The following is a 21,179-nucleotide window of genomic DNA, read 5'->3' on the forward strand; positions in this document are numbered from 1 at the left end:
ATTTAATGGGGATCGAGTGGTAAATGCGCTAACAACTGGGTTAGACGTTGGGGATTGGTCAGGTACAGGTATCCAATTAAGGTTTCTAAGCTAGTTGCTTGCTGATAGATTTCCGGAGCGAGACGTCGAGGGCTTCCTGCCGTGGCATTGCGTCCGCGCCGCAAGATTTCGAGTTCGCCTTCAGTGAGGTGGGGAGTGATTAATCGCAGAGTATTGGCTTGACTCTCTGCTCGGACTTGATCCACTACATGATCATGATAGTTATTAAGGCGCTTAGGGGGGAGCAGATAGCAGGTTCGGATATAAAGTTCATAAACAGCATCTCCTAGATACGCCAAAGACGCTGGTGAAACTTGTTGAATTTTAAAGTTGGAATCAGCGACATTACTCAAGAGCTTAAACCGAGCTTCCGCCCATGAGAGTGCTGATTCAGTTTCTAAGATGTTTGAAGGCTCTTCCTCCTGTGATGTCACAAACTCTGCCGACCTCAACCTTATAAATTTTAGCGTTGCCAGGAATTTTTCATGGCATTAATAAGACTCAAAGACAAGCCACTGAGGTTCCCGATAGAATAAGGGCGAGCTTGAAAGCCCGCCCTGACATTTGTGTACAGTTTTGTCAGCTACCCTTTACATTTTCCAAGGCTTCTTCAACAGAAGGTTGCAGCGAGAGAAATTTTTCTAGGCGAACCAGCTTGACTGTTTGAGTCACACGGGGATTCGTTACAATTTGCAATGTTCCCTCAGCTGTTTGAGCCTTCTTCACTAACTGCACTAAAGCGCCCAATCCAGAGCTATCGACAAAGTCGATCTTGGAAAGATCCAAAATAACGTTCGTTGGGCCATCATCAATATGTTTGCTAACGACCTTGCGGAATGTAGCTTCCGAAAAGGCATCTAACAATCCAGTGAGGCGGAAAAGTTGGCAATTTTCCCTGACTTCGCGAGTGCCCCTTAAGCTGACTGTCAGGGTTAGTGGCTCAGGAATAACACCCTCCTACTGTAGCGTACTAACATTTTTATTTTTGACATTCCCCTTGGCAACAAGACTAAGGCTATAACCGGGGATTCTTGGGCTGATCTTACCTCTGGCAAACAGATGATTTGTCATCCAGATTTTAGATTAAGAAGTTTCCTTTGGTCGTTGCCGACCCAGCCTCAAGCTTAAATTTCGGTGTGCCCCACCGTATCTGCCTATTGTTATAAATAGGCTCACACGGCGCTTTACACGTTCCAAATCAGCTTAAGGCTTTCTTCGGAGGTACTCTAACACCGTATGCAATAGTATAGCGAGAAGTTCCCGTCTACTTTAAAGTAACCCGCTGTTTTTGGCAAGGCTTTATATTACCTTTAAGTCGCACTTTATAAAAGCCGTTTTAGTTTTGGCTCCCTTGAACTGCGGTTTGACGATGCGATCAGCTTTGCTGGTGCGCTTTGCGCGATCGCATTGATTGGACAAACTGCTCGAATAGATAGTCAGCATCGTGAGGTCCTGGACTTGCCTCTGGGTGGTACTGCACCGAGAAGAAGGGCAACGTTTTGTGACGCAACCCGGCTACTGTACGGTCATTCAGGTTGAGGTGAGTAATTTCTACTTCAGGATTTAAAGTATCAGCATTAATTGCAAAACCGTGATTCTGGCTAGTAATTTCTACCTGCCGCTGTAACCCTGCTGGGTGATTTAAACCCCGGTGACCAAATTTGAGCTTAAAGGTTTCCGCACCCAAGGAAAGACCGAGAATTTGGTGACCCATGCAAATGCCAAATATGGGTTGCTGACGCTCTAATAAGGCTCTTGTCGTGGCAATTCCTTCACTAACAGCGGCTGGGTCGCCTGGGCCATTGGAGAGAAAAATTCCGTCAGGGTTGTAATTGATAATTTGCTCAGGTGGTGTATCGGCAGGAACCACAATCACACGGCAACCATAGCTTGCCAAACGCCGCAGGATGTTACGTTTCATGCCAAAATCAATCGCTACAACTGTCAGGGGTTCATCCTGAGTCTCATCCAGTACAGGGCGAAACTCCCAGATGTCAGCTGTGGGGTCAGACCACTCATAGACCTCTTTCGTTGTGACTTCCCGAACCAGATTTAATCCTGCCATGCTGGGTGCCGCCTGAACTTTTTTGAGCAACTCGGCAGGGTCGAGAATGTCTGTGGAAATGCCACCGTTCATGGCACCGGAGGATCGAAGTTTAATGGTTAAGGCTCTAGTATCGATCCCGTAAATTCCTGGGATGTTATGTTCCTTGAAGTAGTCAGGCAAGGACTGTGTTGAGCGCCAATTACTGGGACGACGAGCAATGTTACGTGCGATCGCACCCCGGATTTGAGGGTGTGCGGATTCTTCATCCTCTGGGTTAACACCCGTATTGCCCAATTCGGGATACGTGAAGGTGACAATCTGACCACAGTAGCTAGGATCGGTTGCTACCTCTTGGTAACCCGTCATCGCAGTGTTAAACACTACTTCTCCAATGGCAGTACCAGTAGCACCGAAAGACCAGCCTTGGTACGATGTTCCATCTGCTAGCACGAGCAGAGCAGGTGAAGCCGCTAAAACAGGCATAAGCAGTTGATAATTGTGAGTTGTTAGTTTTTAGTTGTTGGTGGTCGATAGAAGGACATGAGGAACAACTAATCACTGACGTGTTATTATCTCATGGCTTTAAGGAGACTGGCAGGTTTTTAAGCCATCAATTGTTAGCAGATGATAACAGCGATCGCGTAGTACAACTCGACTGTCTCCTCTCAAAGGAGGAGAGTTTAAAAGGCAAGCGTATTACCTCAGTCTGTATGTTTAAACTGGAATATAGATAGCTCATGAGTAATTTTAAAGTGCATGTCTTCTCATGAACGTGCGGCAATTGTGCTGCTTTCAGGTACCCTAGCCTTGCTCAATGTGGCTTGCAGCCGCATCACGGCTGTATCAAAGCCCCATGAACCATCACCAGTTGCCGTCTCTTCAACTGCAAGTCCTGTTGCGAAGCCATCGGCTAAGCCCAAACTAGCAGCGACACCGACAAGTCAATCCCCACTTGCGGCAAAAGAAGCTTATGAACGGGCATTGGATGTTGCCTACAGTGCAGCAACCATTAGTCAATCCGCTGAGTCTTCCGGCGATTGGCAACTGGTGAGTAGTCGCTGGCAAGAAGCGATCGCGTTATTGGGCAGCTTGCCCCCTTCTAGTTCTTATCAGGCGATCGCTAAGCAGAAAATTTCGGAATATCAACGTAATTTGCGTATCGCTCAACAACTCGCGACTCGTCCGCTTCCTGATTCTCCGGCAAGAACTACAGTAGCAACAGCCCCCCGAACTGTTGTTGAGCAAGCGACTCCCCCCACCTCGCCAATTACTAACACGCCAACACCCAAGACGAACTTAATCCCCGCTTCTGCTAAGTCGCAGGTGATTACAGTTCCAATTAAACGTCGGGCTGGTCGAACACCAGTTATCGAGGTGATGTTTAATGGTGGTCAGAGGTTTGAGATGATTGTCGATACTGGCGCTAGTGGTACTGTAATTACACAAGCTATGGCTGATAGCCTTGGTATTGAGCCAGAGGGTGAAGTGATAGCGGATACAGCTAGTGCTAAAGCCGTAAAGTTTCCCATTGGTAAAGTTCAATCAATTGCCGTTGAGGACGCAGTGGAAACGAATGTTCCTGTCGCGATTGGTGGCTCTGAGCTGGATTTAGGACTGCTTGGTCAAGACTTCTATGGGAAGTATGATGTCTGGATTAAAAAAGATGTTGTTGAATTTCACCCTCGTTGATTTAGTCCAATCAGCCCTTAACGTATCGCGAAAGTCCCCACCTTCAAGACGAGCGGGTCATATCAAGCCGGAGGCGAGTAACCGCAGTGTCTAAGGTGGGGTGGCGCTTCGGGGAACCGGAGGTACGGAGGTTCCCATGCCCTCTGGAATGGGAAGTCGGTCAATCCAGTCTTCAACTGCTTACACCAAAACGATTGCAAGTTGCTGAGTGCAGCGCGGCGGAAATAACTATCCAGTTAGACATTGGCTATAAGGCTTACTGTACAAGCAATGTTGCTTCTACCTTCTGCCTCCTGCCTTCTTGCACTGAGTGAGTTGCCCCCAGACCCATGTACTGCGTACTTGCTGCCATCATCGCGAGAACTGGGACTGGGTCTAATCAAGACTGCCTCGAAGGTGCGATCGCTTCACCTAAAACACGTTTGGTGTCCAGCTACCATGTAGACCGTAAGGGACGTGATGCTTCAGGTGGAGTCGTGCCACTGGTCCTCGATTGAAGTCACGACCATCTAAAATTACGACATCAGACCGATGGCGGCTAGCATCATAAACTAATGAAAGCACCCAACCGTCATCTTCTTCAGTGCCATCAGGTCGAGGAACGAAAATAGGCTCACTGACATAACCTTGGGGTGCAGCACTCCAGAGTTGTTGTTCGCCTGTTACTGCATCCAGTTTGAGAAGTGCTTGTAGGGGTGCATTCCCGGTTGGATTATGAGCAGCCCCCATGAACAAGTAGCGGTAGGGGTGTCCGACATGGTTGGGATGAACGTAGGGAAACTCGCAGCAACGCTCTTCTAGTAGGCGACGTTGTACAGTTTTGTCATTCAAGTTTAGGGTAAACCGCCACAGTTGTCCTGGTGCGATCGCATCAAAATCAACCTCTCGGAAATCGCTATTTGCCTCAACTTCCGGAAAAGACTCATAGCAAATTGAGTCAATGTAAATCTTGTCATCTTGTTCAAACGCATTCGCATGGTGGAAGACAAAACCCGATTGCGTCTCTAGAATCTGGACTGGTTCTTTGGAATTACGGGGAATCACCAAGATACGGGTAGGCTTTTTCGGCTCAAACTTCACGCACTCCCCCGCACCCCTAAGCCCCAATGCAAAGGGAATCGGATTGAAGCTAACGGGATTTTGGAAGAACAGGCAGTAATTTGGCGTAATCGCAAAGTCGTGAATGAAAGCAAAGCCAGGAACACTTCGATCTTGACTGTGCAGGAGTTTGCCTTGTGGGTCAAACTCATAGATGGTAATTGTCGTGGAAAGACCTGGTTTAATCGCAAAGTTAACCAGAACCGGGGAACCATCATCTTGTTCACAATTAGGGTCAATCCTGGGGTGGGCAGCAAAGGCGTTCCCCTCTTCCAAAAGACCGTCTAAGTGATCTTTCCCTAGCGTACCAAGGGTTTTTGGGTCTAAGCGGTGAGGTTCTGCTGCTTCCCACAAGGCAAGGAGTTTGCCCCCCCAGTAGATAATATTGGTATTGGCAATATTTTTGAGTTGGAAGTCAAAGGCATTAGCTAGCCAGCCTCCTGGCTTTTGGGTACCAAAAACGCCTCGATAAAGAATTTTTCCCGCTTGCTGTTCTTTAAGGTAGCCTTCGGTCCGAATAAAGCGATTGCGGAAGTGGGCGCGACCATTATCAAAAGCGATCGCACAGATCATTCCATCTCCATCAAAGGGATGATGAATACGCTGACCATTTACTTCCAATAATCCAGGCCCATTACGAAACAAAGTCCCCTGTAACGATGAAGGAATCTCCCCTTCTACCTCATCAATCCAATAGTCATATTCATTCGGCTGCGATAGATAGCCTTTTTTCCAGTCATTGCGCTCATAAGGCACCGAAGAGACAGGTACCGAAAAACGTTCTTTAATCGGTAAGTTTTGCATGATTTTTTTATCAGTGAGAATAGTGCTTAATTATTCAACAGGTTCTTCTAGGGGCTGTGAGGCTACGGGAGTCCTCATGAAATCTGGCACCAAGTCAGGCAGGAAGGGTTGTTCTGCCTGGGAGCCTAGGGCATGATGTTCAAAAACTTCAACTTGGGGCATTGCCCGTCGAGGGTCTACAGATTCAATTTCAATTTGTGGGTCAGCAGCAGGTAGCCAGCCCAAAAATGGTAATGGTAATAAACTTGAAGCGTTTGTAATTACCACTAACAGCCAAAGCTTGTCAAAGTTTGTTTCTGTAATACCCAGCCAGTGGGTTAGTAAGGCTCCCAGTTCGTGAGATAAAAGCCCTGAAAGGTTCCAGACTGACATCAACAGGGCAAACAAGGTCGCTTCTACCCCCGCAGGACACAATCGTGCTGAAAGTATCAGAACTGGCATAAAGGCAATTTGTCCCATCACGGTGAGGATGAGGCTATCTCCCAAACTGAACCAGTGGTCGTCTATGCCCAAAGACCGATTTGTGTGGGTAACAAGGATTAGAGCCGTCATTCCTAATAGCGAGGAAATTACCGTAGTCCAACCCATGAGAATGCGGAAAGGAATGTTCTTCAGAAAGCGCTGAAACAGCCAAATGCCACATAGGGAAGCAAGGCTAGTCACTAAGCGCACACGCCCTAAAAATTCTGGTTCAAAGCCCAACTCATTGGTTGTGAAATAGAAAAATGCTGAATCTGCTGATGGTGTCGCTTGCCAGAGGAAGATGAAGGCGGTAGGCAACCAAATTGCTTTTTGGGTAATCGCACCACGTAACTGTTGGATTTGGTTCCAAACAGTGGAGGGAGCGGGGCGTGAGTTTATGGGTTCTTCGGCAATGAACCAGGCAACGGCTGAAACCAAGAGAGGGAACGTTGCGGTGATAGCGAAGACCGTTTGAGTACTGAAGTGTTGTAGTAGTAAACCACTCAAGTAAGCAGTGATTAAGCCGCCAACGGCTGAAGCACCCCAAGTCAGTGATTGCAAAGAACCAGAGTCGCTGAGTGATTCTTCCCGCGCTCGTTCCACAACTAGTGAGTCTACAATCACATCACTAATGGCAACAGACAAAGAACTCAGGAGAATTGCCCCGGTTGCCGCCCAAGCGGTATCAACGACAGTCGCTAGACTCAGCCAAGCGGCTGTCCCCAGTAGTCCAGATAAAACCAGGTAAGGGCGTCGTCTGTAACCGAATATGGGCAGTCCATCTGAGAGAAAGCCAAAGACTGGCTTAATCACCCACGGTAAAGCCGCAATACCCATTAGGGCAGCGACTTGGGCTGGACTGAGGGAAAGTTCATCTTTAAGGAAAAAGCTAACCGCTAGACGTGCTAAGCCAAGGATTCCTTGGACAAAATAGACGATTAAGATGGCAACTAACTCAGTCGTTGGTTCGTTGCCAAAGAATACTTTCTCTTTAAATGATTCTTTAATTTTCTCCAATCCGGAGGGGGAAACAATCATGTAGTTTTTTTAAGAATTGTCGCCATTCATAATCATACACGCAGCCTTATGGGGGTTGTAATCGCTAGAAAGTCAGAGGTTGGTGGAGAAAGGCTACAACAAGAGCTATGAGCGTTACGAATGTTAAGGAACAGTAACCCAGTAACTAGCAGAAGTATTTAGAGCGATCTGCACTACCTGGTTATTGCCCCCCATACCTCAGATGTAATAATGTGGTATATGTTTTTGCCAACATCTTTTTTGTTGAGTGAGCAACTGGGTAGATTAACCCCTAGCATCAGCCCTCAAGCATTTGCTCTGATAGCGTTGTCACAGTTGCGAATAGTGAAGAAACAACATTAGGGTTATCTGCTGTCATTAGAGTTGCCAAAAACTTTTGTAGAGAGCCATCTTTTTCCAGCCCGCTCAAAACTTGTTTTTGCTTCAGTGCTGTCAATCAGGCTAGTGAGACATTAAAACATTTATGATCTTCAGCATCGCTCGAAAGATTGGTATCTACTTGCCTGACCTGAGTAGTATGCGAGTCGTTGCAGCCGCAACAATCACTGTAACGGCAGGTCTTTTAGGAGTAAGGCATCTCGGTGGACTTCAGCATTTAGAACTCGTCGCTTTTGACCAACTCGTGCGCTTACGGTCTCCAGAAACAGCACCAGACCCTCGAATCCTGGTCGTTGAAATCACAGAAGACGATATCCAGCGTCAAAACGCTTGGCCGATCTCTGACGAAGTTTTAGCGAAGCTGTTGAGGAAATTACAAGCCTTGCAACCAGAAGTCATTGGTTTAGATCTGTATCGTAATATTCCAATAGAACCGGGACATCAAGAACTAGTTGCCCAACTCAAGCAACCGAACTTAATTGCCATCCAAAACATCGATACCCTGGCAGGAACACCAGCACCGAAGGTTGTTTCTCCTGAGCGAGTTGGTTTCAATGACCTAGCGATTGATCCAGATAATGCTGTTCGCCGCAATATTTTGTTTGCTGAGAGTGATGGTGGTATTCTTTATTCCTTTTCCCTGCGTCTTGCGCTTGCCTACTTGCAACAGCAAGGTATACAACCTCAAGGTAGCAAGAGCAATTCTGAACACATCCAACTCGGACCATCAGTCTTTGTACCCATCAAGGAAGATTTTGGTGGATATCAATCAATAGAAGCAGAGGGCTACCAAGTTTTGCTCAATTACCGTTCCGCTAAAAATGCGGTGCGGGAAGTCTCATTGAGCGATGTATTGTCCGGGAAGGTCGATCCCATTTGGGTGAAAGACAAAATAGTGATTATTGGCTCCACAGCACCCAGCCTGAAGGATATGTTCATCACTCCTTACAGCCCTAGCCTCAAAGAAAGCTACAAAATGCCGGGAGTGTTGATTCACGCTCAGATGGTGAGCCAATTCCTTGATGCAGCCACAGGTAAGCGATCGCTATTTTGGTCGTGGTCGGAATCACAGGAAGTCTTATGGATTATCGGCTGGATTACCACTGGTGGGATATTAGGCCGGATAGCGAGTCACCCCCTGACGCTGAGTATTGGCTTTGTTCTATGTTTAGGTACGTTATTTGGTAGCGGCTTCTATTCGTTTACTAGTGCTGGATGGATACCACTCGCCGCCCCGGCATTAGGATTTGTCTTGACAGTGGGTACAGTTGTCAGCTTCCGATCCTATCAGGCACAACAAAAACAACAAATTGTGATGAAGCTGTTGGGGCAGAACACCTCACCGGAAATTGCTCAAGCGCTTTGGCAAGGACGCGATCGCCTACTCAAATCGGGTAAGCTTCCGGGAATCCGCCTCACAGCAACAATGCTCTTTGCTGACATCAAAGACTTCAGCACCATCTCCGAACAAATGACTCCTGAAGCCTTGCTAGAGTGGCTCAACGAACTCTTAGAGGTAATCACCCAGGAAATATTAAACCATCAAGGAATCGTCAACAAGTTTACAGGTGATGGTGTCATGGCGGTGTTTGGTGTACCCACCTCTCGCCTTCTCAAGACAGAAGTTGAAGCAGACGCCAAAGGGGCAGTTGCTTGCGCCTTAGGGATTAGCGATCGCCTTGAGAAAATGAACCAAAATTGGCAACGTCTTGGCTTACCAGTGGTTCAGATGCGGATCGGAATTTTCACAGGACCCGTTGTTGTTGGCAGTTTGGGGGGTAAAGACCGCTTGGAATATGGTGTAATTGGCGACAGCGTGAATATTGCCGCCCGTCTCGAAAGCTGTGAAAAACATCGCCAACCTACCAACTGCCGCATCCTCATCGGCTACGAAACCCTGGTTCATCTCCAAGAGCAATTTGAGGTTGAACCATGGGGATTATTAGCTCTCAAGGGCAAACAACAAATGGTAGATGTTTACCGGGTTTTGGAACCACAACGGATTGGCACTCCCCTGGCTAAAGCCGAGGGGATTCTAGTTTCACAGACAGAACTTGCTCTACCAGAGTTGCCTCAAGTAGAGTAGAGGCTCCATCTCCACTAGCTTGACTTCCCGGATGCCCTCCGGTAGTTGCCTTAAGCAAAATGTTTTTTGCTGCGTTCCAGTCCCTGTGCAGAATCAATCCACACGAGCAAACATGAGTCCTGGTGCTAAGGGAGTTTTTCACAATCACCTTACACTGACTACATTGTTGACTCGTGTACTGGGGGGATACGGCAACAGCCAACCTTCCGAACTTGGCAGCAAAATGCTCTATCCACTGTCTGAACTGATACCAGCTAGCATCAGCAATTGACTTCGCTAAACAGTGGTTCTTAATCATATTCGCTACCCTTAAGTCTTCGTAAGCTACTAGGTCGTTAGACCTGCATACGTTTCGCGCTAGTGATTTCGCGTGTTCATTCCGTTGCCTACTTACCCTTAAGTGTTTCCTGGAATACTTGGCTCTTGCTCTCTTGCGACCTGATGAACCTTTTTGCTTCTTGTATATTTGACGCTGTACTCGTTTGATGTCAGCTTCAGCCTTCCTCAAGAATTTAGGATTGGGTTCTTGATGTCCATTTGAGTCAGTGTAAAACGACTCAATACCCACATCCAAACCAAGCTCATTACCTGTTGGAGGCTGAATATCAATGCACTCAACATCAACCACAAACTGACAGTAATATCCATCAGCACGACGCACTAAGCGAACTCGCTTGATTGACTTGACCGGATAGGAGTGAATGTCCCATTTCCCAAGAAGCTTAAGTTCACCAATTCCCTTCTTGTCAGTGATGGTGATTCGTCGCTTGCTCTTATGAAGTGACCATCCTGATGTCTTGTACTCAACCGAGCGGTTGTCTTTCTGGAACCTGGGGAATCCCTTCTTTCCAGATTTCTTGGATTTACAATTCTCGTAAAACCGAGAGATTGCAAGCCATCCACGCTCAGCAGCCGCTTGTACTGCCATTGAGTTGAGGTCTTTAACAAAGGGGAACTCGTTGCGTAGTTCTGTTGAGTAACGATTCAAAGCAAAGCGGTTGATTTTGGCATCCTTCGGCGTATCCATCCAGTAACGGATAGACTTGTTCCGAACAAATTGTACTGTTCGGATTGCTTCGTCAATAGCCTTATACTGATTTGCCTTAGCTTTGACTTTGTACTCTAGAACTAACACTGATTCGACCTCTCAATGACTTAATCTATTATAGTAAACGTGTAGCCAAGCGTGTGTACAGATGAAGACAGAAAGACTTGATATTAGGCTGACTGACTATGAGATGCGGCAGTTAAACGAAGAGGCTGATAGACGGGGGATGAACAAATCTGAATTGATTAGAAGTTTAATTGCTCGTTTTCCCGCACCATCTTCCAAGGCAGGCTAAAGCCTGCTTGCCCTTTCATCCCCGGTCTGAAGACACGGGGTTTTCAGGTATTCTCTTTATAAACCGTTACCTGCTGTCGCGAATGAAAGCAAATTTTAGCCAGACAAGCTTTAACAAAGTAAGTCTCTACCTCAATTTAAAACTTTCATCCAGTTGTTGATGCGAGTAGAAATTGATTTTGTAAGCTGGTATTTACGATACCACTTTTGAAAAGCTTGTTCATACTCTTCACCTTGTAATTGGTAGGTGTTCCAAGTATTTAATCCAAGGGATAGGCTCCAAAACAATAAAATATACAAAGACCAAGAAATCTGACCATTGCTGAGGAAGTTCAGCCCCACCAAAAAGCTATTGATGATTAAATATTTGCCAAAACGTCTTTTTAATTTGCTTTGTCGGTAAAGATTAAAGTCGCTACGCTTCTGTTGCTCTCCTTTCTGAAGTAGCCAGTCCCGTTCTGCTTCTAGGAGGGTTGCTGTAGAAATACCTAATTCATTAGCAATCTCTACAAGCTGCTCATGGGAAAATTCTTCGACATTATCCTGACGCGCGATCGCTAAGTTTAGGATTTGCTGGATATCTTCTTGCTGGTAAGAGCGTATGATTTTTGTTTCAAAAACAGACATAATTTAGTTATCAATAGGAGAAGACTTTTCGCTCTAGAGATCTAATGCGGCTAAGGCACAAAAAGCAGAGCTTATCTTAATTATGCCGATGCTAGCAGGGATACCACAGGTAATTGGAATTCCCAAAACCGAACCGCAGCGGACGGATTTTACGACAGATGATAGATGAGAGCATCTTTTACATTTCGTTACGATGGAAATAAGAGATGAAAGAAATAAAACGTCTCAGATATAAGGAGAGGTAGTCCATATGAATGGCAGTATTCGTGTTGGTAATTTATTCGGGATTCCTTTTTATGTGCATCCTTCCTGGTTTTTAGTCCTAGGCTTGGTGGCATTCAGCTACGGAGGTGAATTGGCATCTCTCTTCCCAGGATTAGGCGCTGGACTACCTTTGCTTCTGGGATTTGTTGCTGCTTTATTGTTGTTTGCCTCAGTTTTGGCACATGAACTGGGACATAGCTTTGTCGCGATCCGACAAGGAATTGAGGTTAAATCGATTACACTGTTTCTCTTCGGTGGAATGGCAAACCTCGATAACGAGTCAAAAACGCCTGGTGAAGCATTCTGGGTTGCGATCGCAGGCCCAGCCGTTAGCATCGTCTTGTTTGGTCTCTTAACAGCCATCAGTATGGGGGCAAATCTCTCAGGACCATTGGCAGCAATGGTTCAACTGGTTGCTTACATCAACTTAGTTCTGGCACTATTCAACCTGATTCCGGGCTTACCCCTAGATGGCGGTAACATCCTCAAGTCGCTGGTTTGGAAGATTACAGGCAATCCTTACAAAGGTGTCGTCTTTGCCAGCCGCGTTGGTCAGGTTTTGGGGTGGATTGGAATCGCTATTGGACTACAAGCGATTTTGGGTATCAGCACTTTCGGTAGCTTCTGGACACTGTTGATTGGTTGGTTCTTGCTACAAAATGCGGGTCGATCTGCTCAATCTGCTTCTATTCAAGAAAAGCTAACAGGTCTGAAAGCTGAAGATGCTGTGGCTCCCAACAGCCCGATTGTATCTGCTGACTTGTCATTAAGAGAGTTTGCCAACAACTACATCATTGGTAAGGCTGAGTGGCGCAGGTTCTTAGTCACCGACGAACAAGGTCAACTCCTAGGTGCGATCGCTGTTGATGACTTGAAAACAGTTCCTACCTCCAACTGGCCGATTACTCCAGTCAGAGAATTGATGCAGCCTGTAGATCTGTCTACAACCGTTCAATCTGACCAGTCACTCTTAGACGCGATCGTGCTTTTGGAAAAAGCCAAACTCAATGAAGTGCCTGTCGTTCGCGACAACGGTGTGCTTGTAGGAATGCTGGAAAAAGCTTCGATCATCCGCCTCATTGAGCAACAAAGATCGCAAGCTAAACCTGCTTGACGAGCAATCTTTGAGTAACCTTTAACTAGCTTTCCTTGGACAAAACATCTTTGCAAATGTCCAGGGAAATTTTTTGTGCCTAAGTTGTCCGTTATATTAATTTCATTAAAACTTGCGCTAAATACTGAAACCTTGATCCGTTAATGTTTCCCTTCTGCCTTCTGCCTTCTGCTATCTGTCTAGACGGGATACAGTCGATCTAGTTTCAGAAAAGTTTGCAGCAGCATATTCGATCCTTGAATACATTGCTCAGGTGAGGTGTACTCATCTTCAGCATGGCTAATTCCAGCACGACTGGGAACAAAGATCATTCCCATGTCAGTGAAGCGTCCTATTTCTTGAGCATCGTGTCCTGCACGACTCGGCAGATGGCAATAGCTCAAGCCCAATTCTTCACAAACTTGAACAATGGTATCTATGATTTTGGGCGCTGATAGGGTCGGCAGCACATGCAATGCTTGGTGCATGACAATTTCAGTTTGAGTAGTAGTTGCGATCGCTTTAAACTCCTGTTCCATCTGGCTAATTAAATTCTCTAAATGCTCTTGGGAAAGGTCGCGCAAGTCAATTTTTAGATCGACTTGTCCAGGTACAATGTTCACTGCATTCGGTGACACATTAAAGTAACCGACTGTTGCCACCTGTTCCCCTGGCGTTTCAGTACCCAGTTTATTGACAGCCAACACGACTTGAGAGGCAGCAACGAGCGCATCTTTTCGCATATTCATTGGCGTGGTTCCCGCGTGGTTGGGTCGCCCTGTTACAGTTACAGCGAAACGATACTGTCCGACAATGCCTTTGACAACACCAATCTGAGCGCCTGTACTTTCTAAGACACCCCCTTGCTCAACGTGCAACTCGACGAAAGCGGCAACCTCAGTGCGATCGCGTTTAGCAGTTGCAATCTTTGACCAATCGCCACCAATCTTTTCCAGACAAGTCTGAATCGGCGTACCATCATTGCGACGGTAGTATTCTGGGTCATTGACAATCTCACCCGCCATCGCCTTACAGCCAAGTACGGTACACTCTTCATCAGTGAAAACGATAACCTCAATTGGGTGATCGAGTCGCAGGTGATTCTCATGCAATACCCGCGCCACCTCAATCCCTGCTAAGACTCCCAAACAGCCATCATAGCGACCTGCTACTGGAACGGTATCAATATGTGAGCCAGTTGCCAGTGCCGCAGCACCTTCATGTCGTCCGGCATACTTGCCGATAATATTGCCACCTGCATCCGTGCGAACCGTCATCCCTGCTTCAATCATCCAAGACTGAACAAGCTGACGAGCGAGTAAATCTTCGGTGGTGAAGGCAACTCGACTCACACCCCCATGGGGTAATTTGCCAATTTCTGCGAGTTGGGCAAGGCTGCGATTAAGGCGATCGCCATTTACACTCAGTAAGGGAAGCACTTCCATCGATGAACTCCTGATATTTCTTTTATATTGCCTGGATCGAGAAGCTTGCCTTGTGTTCAATGTTGCTCATGCCACTAATTCCAGTAGACGGAACTTAGCAATTTGGGCAATCTCGCTGAGGGCAAGTTCCATTTCGGCATCTACTGGATTTTTCAATCTGCACTCAAACGCTTCTATAAGCGTCGCTTTCGTGTGGTTCTTCACCGCAATAATGAACGGAAAGCCAAACTTGTCTTTGTAGGCTTGATTGAGCAACAGAATGCGATCGTATTCTTCTGGCGTTAACTGATTTAATCCGATACCCGTCTGCTCTTTCACGGAAGCTTCTGCCATTTTTGCCTTACTCCCTAAATCTGGATGGGCGCGAATTAACGCCAGTTGCTCAGCTTGACTCATGCCTTGCACCACCTCCACCATCTTTTGATGCAGAGTATTCACATCGGTAAAAAGGCGCAGAGTCCAGGCTTGTTGTGCGATCGAGGGTGTATGCTCAAATACGGCTCCTAATGCTTCAACAAAAGCCTCTTCATTCATCTGGTTGAGTTCAGTAATTGTGTAGGACATTCATTAGCAAAAGAATAGTTATAGCAGTCGAAGTATAGATTAGGACAACAACGGAGGCTATGACCCTTAGCCAGAGCTATTTGGTCAAAAGCTGACCGCTGAAAGCTGACGGCTGCTTGCTATAAAGGGCTAAAGTTGAATTCAAACTTCAACAAAGCCTAAAAGCTAAACTGAGTTCGGATATTCCCAACATAAACTGTAGGGTTACTCTCAAAGTTGTTGGGATTCCAAATTGTATAGAAGGCTGGAACAATTGAAATATTGTTATTAATTGGGTAACGGTAAGACACCTCCAACTCGTACTGTGTACCACCATCTCCACCAGCAGCAAGTAAGAATTGCCGCCCTTCTAAATAATCGTGGGGAACGACAAATGAAATCACACCCAACGCTCCTTCTTTACCCAAGTTAGGAAATCCTAGACCTAATTGGAATGCCTGAACTCGAATCTCTCCTTCTGAGCGATCTGGATTAACTGGATTAATGTCTAACCTACCGTAGGAGTATCGTCCAAACACACCTAACCCATCGGTAATCAACCAATCAAAATTGGCAACAAATGTATCAGCACCAGAATCTCTGAGTTGACCCCCAAACCCATCATCGGCGTAGCCATAGGGAAGGGGTTCACCGACTGCTCCACCGATGAAGCCGTTGTAGGGTTTCAGGCTGGAACGAGCATAGATCAGCCGGAGGTTAAAGTTACTACTGGGAGAGTATTCAAGTTGAGTGCTAATCGTGTTGGAGCTGTTGAATAAACCATCGTTTGGATTGCTGGACGTATTAAATATGGCAGGATTCAAAAACTCTGTGTTCTCTGCCAGATAGCCAACTGTCAGTTTCAATGGTTTAGCGATCGCCCAATTGACGACCGCACCCGAACCTCGGTCAATTGCATTCAATAGTGTACTGCCATTAGAGTTGAAGCTGGTTGCGCCATTGAGGAAGAATGTAAAGCGATTTGCATCAAAATAGCGGTAGTAATTTAGCCGGGGACCAACAGAAACTTGAATGTCTTCGCCAACGGGAAACGAATAGAACAACTCACGCAGTACAACGTCTCCGGTTGTCGGTGTGCCTGTTTGATCTAAGAAGGGAGTCCCCCAAGAGTTAAAGAAACCAGCAGATACTAACTGATTAGCGGGGGAATTTCCATTACCTACAGCAAGTTGGGTAACAAGGGAATCTTTTCCGGTAAATGAAGTGGTTAGCGTCAAGAAAGCGTAATAGCTAAGCGTTGCCTCAGGCTGCTCTCGTTTAACACGAGTTGAACGGTTGTTAACATCTCGTATAGGTGGAGCAAAGGCACTATTCGGGACGTTGGGGTTGCGTTCGGCGAGGATATCGCCAGAGGGAAACGCTTGCGTTAAGTTAAACCAGACATCGCCCCTGAGTGTAGTAGTGGTTGAAAATTGCCGCTCTTCTAAAGTGGCAGTACGGGTTTCTAGTCCATCTACGCGATCGCGTAATGTTGTTAATTCTGTGGCAAACTCTTCTTGCAACCGTCGCAGGGTTGCTAGATCGTCTTGTGTCACTAAATTGCTTGTTGCTGAAGTAGTCACCTCAGTCAGGCGAGCTAAGCAAGCATTTAGACCAACCGCAAACTCATAGCGGCTTAAGCTTCGATTACCACGATATGTTTGGTCAGGGTAGCCAGCAATACAACCATACTGTTCGACAAGAGATAGTAGTGCCTGATATGCCCAATCACTCGGTTGCACATCTGCAAGTTGAGAAACAGAGGTCACTTGTCCCATGACTGGTTCAACAACTAGAGAGGACTCATCTGGTTGTGAGATAGGCTCATAGCGAGTTTCAAATGAATCGACCACAGGCAGACCTCTCTCCAAACCTCTCTCCTGCAAGGAGAGAGGCTTTGATTTCTCCCCTTCCCTCGTAGGGAAGGGGCTGGGGGTTAGGTTCTCATATTCGGATGTAATTACCTGAAAACTGCTGTCAACGGCTGTTTCTGGCTCTAAGGAAGTTTCTGAATTCTGGACAACCTCGATTGGCGATCGCTCTTTAGTAACTGTATCTGACTCCTCTATCTGTGCAGGTTCGGCTGTTGCACGTTGGGCAATCCCAACATACTCGACAATTAAGACGACTAACAGTAGTTTCCATACCTTGAATTGCACCACAAATCTCCTCACACTTAATTGAGAAAAAGAACGGGATGAAAAGTTATTGATCGCGCCTATCTCATGAGGCGCAATCGGAAGAAATTAACTGCCGCGATAGGTACTGTACGACCACGGTGAAGCGAGTAGCGGTACATGGTAGTGAGCAGTAGGATCGGCAATACCAAACTGAATGGGAACGCGATCGAGAAATGGCGGATCGGGGAGATTGGGCATCTTCTGAGCAAAATACTCACCCACGACAAACACCAGTTCGTAAACCCCCACGTTAAATTCATCATTGATGAGTAAGGGTGCATCGGTACGCCCATCGGCATTAGTTGTAGTGGTTTTTAGCAAGGTTTTCTGACCGGATTTGGAATCCACAGACCACAGTTCAATTGCCAAATTAGCTGCCGGACAACCGTGAACTGTATCAAGGACATGAGTTGTGAGTTTGCCCATATTTTGAGTTCTCCAGTTAGCTTGGCTCAGCCTTTATCAATGCAAGGGACCAGCAAGAATCGTTTTCGAGATGGCATTAATAATGTTGGTTCCATCTTCATCTTTCAGTGCCTCATACCATTGCTGGGTCTTTTCGGGGTCTTTGCCGTGAGTCATATCCGATCGCTTCCGTGCGCCGAGAATCACTTGAGCCGTTCGCTCCTTACGCGCTGCTTCATAACGCTTGAGCGCATCTTCAACGCTGAGATTCGTAGTTAATAGACAGTTAGCCAAGACCAAGGCATCTTCCATTGCCTGACAACCACCCTGTCCTAAATCTGGAGCAGTACTGTGTCCGGCATCTCCTAACAGAGCAACTCGACCCTGAGCTAATTTCTCCAAGGGTTCAATGTCGTGAATTTCCACACGATTAGTTTTTAACGGATCGAGGCGCTGGATTAGAGTTTGGACAGGTTCAGCCCAACCTTTGAAGAATCCAGCGAGTTCTTCCCGACGCTGTTCGGGTTCACTGACAGTGCCTTTGGGTAGGGGAACATCAAAAAAGAAATAAAAGCGATCGCCTCCTACTGGCATCATTGAGGCACGCTTGTGTTCCCCAACATAAATCACCCAGCTATCTTTTGGAGCGAGATCGTCACTGATCGGAACCAAGCCATTCCAGTTGACATAGCCAACATAGCGGCGTTTGGAAGCATATCCCAACAGATAACGACGCACCGTTGAGTGAGTGCCATCTGCCCCAATTAGAACATCACCTGTGGCTTTGTGTCCGTCTTCAAAAATCGCTGTGACGCTATTTGCATCTTGTTCCACTGCCACACATTTAGAGTTGAGTTGAACATTCTCTGCTCCAAATGCATTCAGCAACATTTGCTGTAAATCGGTTCGGGCGACCGGATAAGGGCACTGTCCTACCTGCTCAACTAAAGGTAAAAGACTAAAATCAGTCAGTTTTTCCCCAGTATTGCTGTAGTACGCCATTCGCTCCATTTTGCCGCCAATATTGGCAATCTCCTTACCCAAGCCCAGCCTGTTGAGGACTTTCACCCCATTTGACCAAAGAGAAATTCCGGCTCCTGCGGGGCGTAATTCACTAACCTTGTCGTAAATTTCCACCTCGTAGCCAGCCTGACGCAACGCAATGCCAGTCGCTAAACCTCCCATTCCGGCACCGATAATCACGACTTTCAGGTTGTCCATGGGTGTTTCTTCCTCCTTAGTTATTGATGAAACCCTGACAATTACTTGAACTAGAATTTCAATTCCAGTAAACTGTATAAATTGGTACAGAAATTAATTCAACGGCTTATTCTTTTTATTGCTGAATTAATTCCTGACCGAGTGATCGCAGAAACGGTAGTAGAGAAAAATGCGATCGCCAAGCGTTTCTACTGAATCGAAACGTAACTCGCTACACGATTACGAAGTAATGACCAATGAAATTTCAACATCACAACTCGGCTAAAAAATCCCACTGGCAAACCTACAAAGCCTTGGAACTCATTCCTGACTCCACACCAAATCCTCAAGCTAACAAACGAAGCTTTGCATTTGGACTCAATCATCTCTGGCGAGTCGTTCTCATCACACTCACGGAAGAGATGCTTGAGGAACAACAAGTCGAGCATTTAGAACGGTGCTGGGCGCTGAATGCTGATGAACTGGCTACAAGCTCGACCGCGAATGGTTGGCGTAGACTCTGGTGGGATATCCTGACACAATAACGTTACAAGCCCATTCATCTAAATTTAGCTATCGAGTTCCGATTCGGCGGATTGCTCAACGATAGGACTATCCATCTGCTTAGGCAGGAACGCATTCAAAAGAATCGCCGTTAGTCCACCCGTGGAGATGCCGGACGAGAAGATGTTCTTGATGAGTGCTGGTTTATCATTCAGAATTTCAGGAACGTAAACAACACCTAAGCCCAGAGCGAGGGAAGCCGCTACGATAATCAAGGCGCGACGGTCGATTTCTGTTGACGCAATAATATTGATTCCGGCGACGGCAATGGAACCGAACATGATGATGGTTGCACCACCGAGTACGGGTTGAGGGAGGGCTTGAAAAATTCCGCCCACGATGGGTAGCAAGCCCAAAACGGCAAAGATACCCGCCACATAAAAGCCAACATAGCGGCTTCCCACTCCAGTCATCTGAATTACGCCGTTGTTCTGGCTGAATGTCGTGTTGGGGAAGGTGTTGAACACGGCAGCGAGGAGCGAGTTTATTCCATCCCCCAATACACCTCCTTTGATGCGACGGAAGTAGAGGCTTCCTTTAATCGGTTGTTTTGAGACAGCAGAAGTTGCTGTTAAGTCGCCAATCGTTTCAATGGCAGTAATGAGGTAAAGCAAGATAAACGGAACAAACGCGGCGAAGTCAAACCTCATTCCATAACGAAATGGAATAGGCAGACTAAATAAGGGCAGCCGACCCAAAACACTGAAGTCTACAAGTCCCAAAAATATTGAGATGATATAGCCGACAAACAAACCAATTGCGATCGCGCCCATTCTCAAGTATCGATTTCCCAATACGTTGAGCAGGATGATGATCGCAAGAACTAATCCTCCCAACGCTAGGTTTTGACTACTCCCAAACGTCCCATTCTGCTGAGCAACAACGCCTCCTGCAAGACTGATAATTCCGGTTTTAATCAAGCTCAAACCAATAACCATCACCACTGTGCCAGATACAACTGGGGTAATGATTTTTTGTGCAAGGTGAAGGAAGCGACTCAGAATGATTTCAATAAACGAACCAAAGAAACATACACCAAAAATCAGGGCTAAGGCTTCTTGGGGGGAGCTTCCAGCTTGTACCGCCGCTGTTCCAACTCCGATGATCGGCCCTAAAAAGGAAAAGCTGGTTCCTTGCAGACTCAGCAACCCAGAGCCAACCACACCAATTCGTTTGCACTGAATGAATGTGGAGACACCTGAAATGAACAACGACATACTGACGATGTAACTGGTTTGTGCCGGATCTAAACCCAGCGCATTGCAGATGATTAATGGTGGCGTGATGATGCCAACGAACGCTGCAAGGACGTGCTGAAGTGCGACAAAAAAGGCTTCAACTACTGGTGGTCTATCATCTAAGCCATAAATCAGTTCAACATAGGCTTTTGCTTTGTTCGGATCTGGAGCTTCGTCTACAGCTAATTCTTGATTGGACTGCGCCATATCTCCTCCTTTGAAGGTGCAAGTTTCTAACTTTCGGAATCACAAACTTGTTGCTCAGTGACCTGGATTGTGTTTTACAATCCATTAATTATGTATGCTGTATACAGGTTAAGATTGTATGCTGTATACAATGAACGATGAAATTGAAAAATAAAGTATTTGAGGATACAAATTGCCAAATTGATCAACATCTTGCGATCGCTCTTTAGTTGTACCAACCGCATCTGGCAAAGTGGCAGTTCTGTTTACGCAAATGCCCTTTGGGCAGTGCCTAAGGCAATCGTGCTTTAAGACTCGTTTAGAGCGATCGAAATAACCTTGATCTTCGTAACACGATGCATGGGTTTACTGGGTTTCTCAGCCGTTATCAGTTCCTCAGCATTCACCGACAAAGCTGCGGCAACATGAAGCGCATCTATGGCAGACAAAC

20 protein-coding genes are annotated in these 21,179 nt (G+C 46.5%); 6 read left to right on the forward strand and 14 right to left on the reverse strand.

Features of this window, described 5'->3' with window-relative positions:
• Positions 1-2 precede the first annotated feature (2 nt).
• The 3 genes from H6F98_RS02950 to carA all read right to left on the reverse strand — a co-directional run bounded on the left by H6F98_RS02950 (position 3) and on the right by carA (position 2,569).
• Positions 3-473 carry a ribonuclease III domain-containing protein gene (locus H6F98_RS02950; RefSeq protein ID WP_192217184.1) on the reverse strand — a complete coding sequence of 157 codons (471 nt, stop codon included), beginning with the start codon at positions 471-473 and terminating at the stop codon, positions 3-5.
• A 145-nt stretch (positions 474-618) separates the two neighbouring features.
• The gene (locus H6F98_RS02955; RefSeq protein WP_192217318.1) at positions 619-987 is read right to left on the reverse strand and encodes an STAS domain-containing protein; all 369 of its coding nucleotides are present in this window, start codon (positions 985-987) and stop codon (positions 619-621) included.
• A gap of 427 nt (positions 988-1,414) precedes the next feature.
• A complete protein-coding gene (gene carA, locus H6F98_RS02960; protein WP_192217185.1) occupies positions 1,415-2,569 on the reverse strand; it encodes a glutamine-hydrolyzing carbamoyl-phosphate synthase small subunit in 1,155 nt (384 codons plus the stop codon).
• Between the two features lie 273 nt (positions 2,570-2,842).
• On the opposite strand from carA, the gene H6F98_RS33240 reads away from it, so the two are divergent.
• Together H6F98_RS33240 and H6F98_RS02970 are read left to right on the forward strand one after the other, a co-directional pair.
• Positions 2,843-3,775 carry a retroviral-like aspartic protease family protein gene (locus H6F98_RS33240; protein ID WP_192217186.1) on the forward strand — a complete coding sequence of 311 codons (933 nt, stop codon included), beginning with the start codon at positions 2,843-2,845 and terminating at the stop codon, positions 3,773-3,775.
• Between the two features lie 86 nt (positions 3,776-3,861).
• Positions 3,862-4,089: a hypothetical protein gene (locus H6F98_RS02970; RefSeq protein ID WP_192217187.1), complete on the forward strand. Its 228-nt coding sequence runs from the start codon at positions 3,862-3,864 to the stop codon at positions 4,087-4,089.
• Between the two features lie 97 nt (positions 4,090-4,186).
• Here H6F98_RS02970 and H6F98_RS02975 read toward each other — a convergent pair whose 3' ends face one another.
• Positions 4,187-5,677 carry a carotenoid oxygenase family protein gene (locus tag H6F98_RS02975; RefSeq protein WP_192217188.1) on the reverse strand — a complete coding sequence of 497 codons (1,491 nt, stop codon included), beginning with the start codon at positions 5,675-5,677 and terminating at the stop codon, positions 4,187-4,189.
• 30 nt (positions 5,678-5,707) lie between these two features.
• The gene (locus H6F98_RS02980; RefSeq protein WP_192217189.1) at positions 5,708-7,177 is read right to left on the reverse strand and encodes a folate/biopterin family MFS transporter; all 1,470 of its coding nucleotides are present in this window, start codon (positions 7,175-7,177) and stop codon (positions 5,708-5,710) included.
• Positions 7,178-7,640: 463 nt separating this feature from the next.
• Between H6F98_RS02980 and H6F98_RS02985 the strand changes: the two genes are divergently transcribed.
• Positions 7,641-9,641 carry a CHASE2 domain-containing protein gene (locus H6F98_RS02985; RefSeq protein ID WP_192217190.1) on the forward strand — a complete coding sequence of 667 codons (2,001 nt, stop codon included), beginning with the start codon at positions 7,641-7,643 and terminating at the stop codon, positions 9,639-9,641.
• Here H6F98_RS02985 and H6F98_RS02990 read toward each other — a convergent pair.
• On the reverse strand, positions 9,574-10,776 hold the full coding sequence (locus H6F98_RS02990) for an RNA-guided endonuclease TnpB family protein (RefSeq protein WP_192217191.1): 1,203 nt from the start codon (positions 10,774-10,776) through the stop codon (positions 9,574-9,576). The genes H6F98_RS02985 and H6F98_RS02990 overlap by 68 nt on opposite strands.
• Before the next feature lie 61 nt (positions 10,777-10,837).
• On the opposite strand from H6F98_RS02990, the gene H6F98_RS02995 reads away from it, so the two are divergent.
• Positions 10,838-10,984 carry a CopG family transcriptional regulator gene (locus tag H6F98_RS02995; protein WP_192217192.1) on the forward strand — a complete coding sequence of 49 codons (147 nt, stop codon included), beginning with the start codon at positions 10,838-10,840 and terminating at the stop codon, positions 10,982-10,984.
• Between the two features lie 131 nt (positions 10,985-11,115).
• Here H6F98_RS02995 and H6F98_RS03000 read toward each other — a convergent pair whose 3' ends face one another.
• The gene (locus H6F98_RS03000) at positions 11,116-11,610 is read right to left on the reverse strand and encodes a 2TM domain-containing protein (protein WP_192217193.1); all 495 of its coding nucleotides are present in this window, start codon (positions 11,608-11,610) and stop codon (positions 11,116-11,118) included.
• 250 nt (positions 11,611-11,860) lie between these two features.
• Between H6F98_RS03000 and H6F98_RS03005 the strand changes: the two genes are divergently transcribed.
• The gene (locus tag H6F98_RS03005) at positions 11,861-12,988 is read left to right on the forward strand and encodes a site-2 protease family protein (RefSeq protein ID WP_192217194.1); all 1,128 of its coding nucleotides are present in this window, start codon (positions 11,861-11,863) and stop codon (positions 12,986-12,988) included.
• Between the two features lie 179 nt (positions 12,989-13,167).
• Here H6F98_RS03005 and H6F98_RS03010 read toward each other — a convergent pair whose 3' ends face one another.
• The 5 genes from H6F98_RS03010 to hpxO all read right to left on the reverse strand — a co-directional run bounded on the left by H6F98_RS03010 (position 13,168) and on the right by hpxO (position 18,761).
• Positions 13,168-14,412: a Zn-dependent hydrolase gene (locus H6F98_RS03010; RefSeq protein WP_192217195.1), complete on the reverse strand. Its 1,245-nt coding sequence runs from the start codon at positions 14,410-14,412 to the stop codon at positions 13,168-13,170.
• A gap of 66 nt (positions 14,413-14,478) precedes the next feature.
• Positions 14,479-14,976: a 2-oxo-4-hydroxy-4-carboxy-5-ureidoimidazoline decarboxylase gene (gene uraD / locus H6F98_RS03015; RefSeq protein WP_192217196.1), complete on the reverse strand. Its 498-nt coding sequence runs from the start codon at positions 14,974-14,976 to the stop codon at positions 14,479-14,481.
• A 158-nt stretch (positions 14,977-15,134) separates the two neighbouring features.
• Positions 15,135-17,114 carry an iron uptake porin gene (locus H6F98_RS03020; protein ID WP_313929786.1) on the reverse strand — a complete coding sequence of 660 codons (1,980 nt, stop codon included), beginning with the start codon at positions 17,112-17,114 and terminating at the stop codon, positions 15,135-15,137.
• Positions 17,115-17,201: 87 nt separating this feature from the next.
• Positions 17,202-17,561, reverse strand: coding sequence for a hydroxyisourate hydrolase (uraH, locus tag H6F98_RS03025; protein ID WP_192217197.1), 360 nt, complete (start codon positions 17,559-17,561; stop codon positions 17,202-17,204).
• 36 nt (positions 17,562-17,597) lie between these two features.
• Entirely contained in the window at positions 17,598-18,761 is a 1,164-nt protein-coding gene (gene hpxO, locus H6F98_RS03030) for an FAD-dependent urate hydroxylase HpxO (RefSeq protein ID WP_192217198.1), read from the reverse strand.
• Between the two features lie 236 nt (positions 18,762-18,997).
• Between hpxO and H6F98_RS03035 the strand changes: the two genes are divergently transcribed.
• A complete protein-coding gene (locus H6F98_RS03035) occupies positions 18,998-19,285 on the forward strand; it encodes a hypothetical protein (protein WP_192217199.1) in 288 nt (95 codons plus the stop codon).
• A 24-nt stretch (positions 19,286-19,309) separates the two neighbouring features.
• Here H6F98_RS03035 and H6F98_RS03040 read toward each other — a convergent pair whose 3' ends face one another.
• Together H6F98_RS03040 and H6F98_RS33245 are read right to left on the reverse strand one after the other, a co-directional pair.
• Positions 19,310-20,749: a uracil-xanthine permease family protein gene (locus H6F98_RS03040; RefSeq protein ID WP_192217200.1), complete on the reverse strand. Its 1,440-nt coding sequence runs from the start codon at positions 20,747-20,749 to the stop codon at positions 19,310-19,312.
• A 287-nt stretch (positions 20,750-21,036) separates the two neighbouring features.
• Entirely contained in the window at positions 21,037-21,177 is a 141-nt protein-coding gene (locus tag H6F98_RS33245) for a hypothetical protein (RefSeq protein ID WP_242058310.1), read from the reverse strand.
• Positions 21,178-21,179: the final 2 nt, after the last annotated feature.

It is taken from the genome of Microcoleus sp. FACHB-SPT15 (assembly GCF_014849525.1).
Lineage (GTDB): Bacteria > Cyanobacteriota > Cyanobacteriia > Cyanobacteriales > Coleofasciculaceae > Symplocastrum > Symplocastrum torsivum.

Excerpts from the sequence above, each read along its gene's own strand:
- H6F98_RS33240 (WP_192217186.1), top strand. The coding sequence starts at position 2,843 with ATGTCTTCTCATGAACGTGCGGCAATTGTGCTGCTTTCAGGTACCCTA.
- hpxO (WP_192217198.1), bottom strand. The coding sequence starts at position 18,761 with ATGGACAACCTGAAAGTCGTGATTATCGGTGCCGGAATGGGAGGTTTA.
- H6F98_RS03010 (WP_192217195.1), bottom strand. The coding sequence starts at position 14,412 with ATGGAAGTGCTTCCCTTACTGAGTGTAAATGGCGATCGCCTTAATCGC.
- H6F98_RS03005 (WP_192217194.1), top strand. The coding sequence starts at position 11,861 with ATGAATGGCAGTATTCGTGTTGGTAATTTATTCGGGATTCCTTTTTAT.
- H6F98_RS03040 (WP_192217200.1), bottom strand. The coding sequence starts at position 20,749 with ATGGCGCAGTCCAATCAAGAATTAGCTGTAGACGAAGCTCCAGATCCG.
- H6F98_RS03000 (WP_192217193.1), bottom strand. The coding sequence starts at position 11,610 with ATGTCTGTTTTTGAAACAAAAATCATACGCTCTTACCAGCAAGAAGAT.
- uraH (WP_192217197.1), bottom strand. The coding sequence starts at position 17,561 with ATGGGCAAACTCACAACTCATGTCCTTGATACAGTTCACGGTTGTCCG.
- H6F98_RS02985 (WP_192217190.1), top strand. The coding sequence starts at position 7,641 with ATGATCTTCAGCATCGCTCGAAAGATTGGTATCTACTTGCCTGACCTG.
- carA (WP_192217185.1), bottom strand. The coding sequence starts at position 2,569 with ATGCCTGTTTTAGCGGCTTCACCTGCTCTGCTCGTGCTAGCAGATGGA.
- H6F98_RS02995 (WP_192217192.1), top strand. The coding sequence starts at position 10,838 with ATGAAGACAGAAAGACTTGATATTAGGCTGACTGACTATGAGATGCGG.
- H6F98_RS02975 (WP_192217188.1), bottom strand. The coding sequence starts at position 5,677 with ATGCAAAACTTACCGATTAAAGAACGTTTTTCGGTACCTGTCTCTTCG.
- H6F98_RS03035 (WP_192217199.1), top strand. The coding sequence starts at position 18,998 with ATGAAATTTCAACATCACAACTCGGCTAAAAAATCCCACTGGCAAACC.
- uraD (WP_192217196.1), bottom strand. The coding sequence starts at position 14,976 with ATGTCCTACACAATTACTGAACTCAACCAGATGAATGAAGAGGCTTTT.
- H6F98_RS02980 (WP_192217189.1), bottom strand. The coding sequence starts at position 7,177 with ATGATTGTTTCCCCCTCCGGATTGGAGAAAATTAAAGAATCATTTAAA.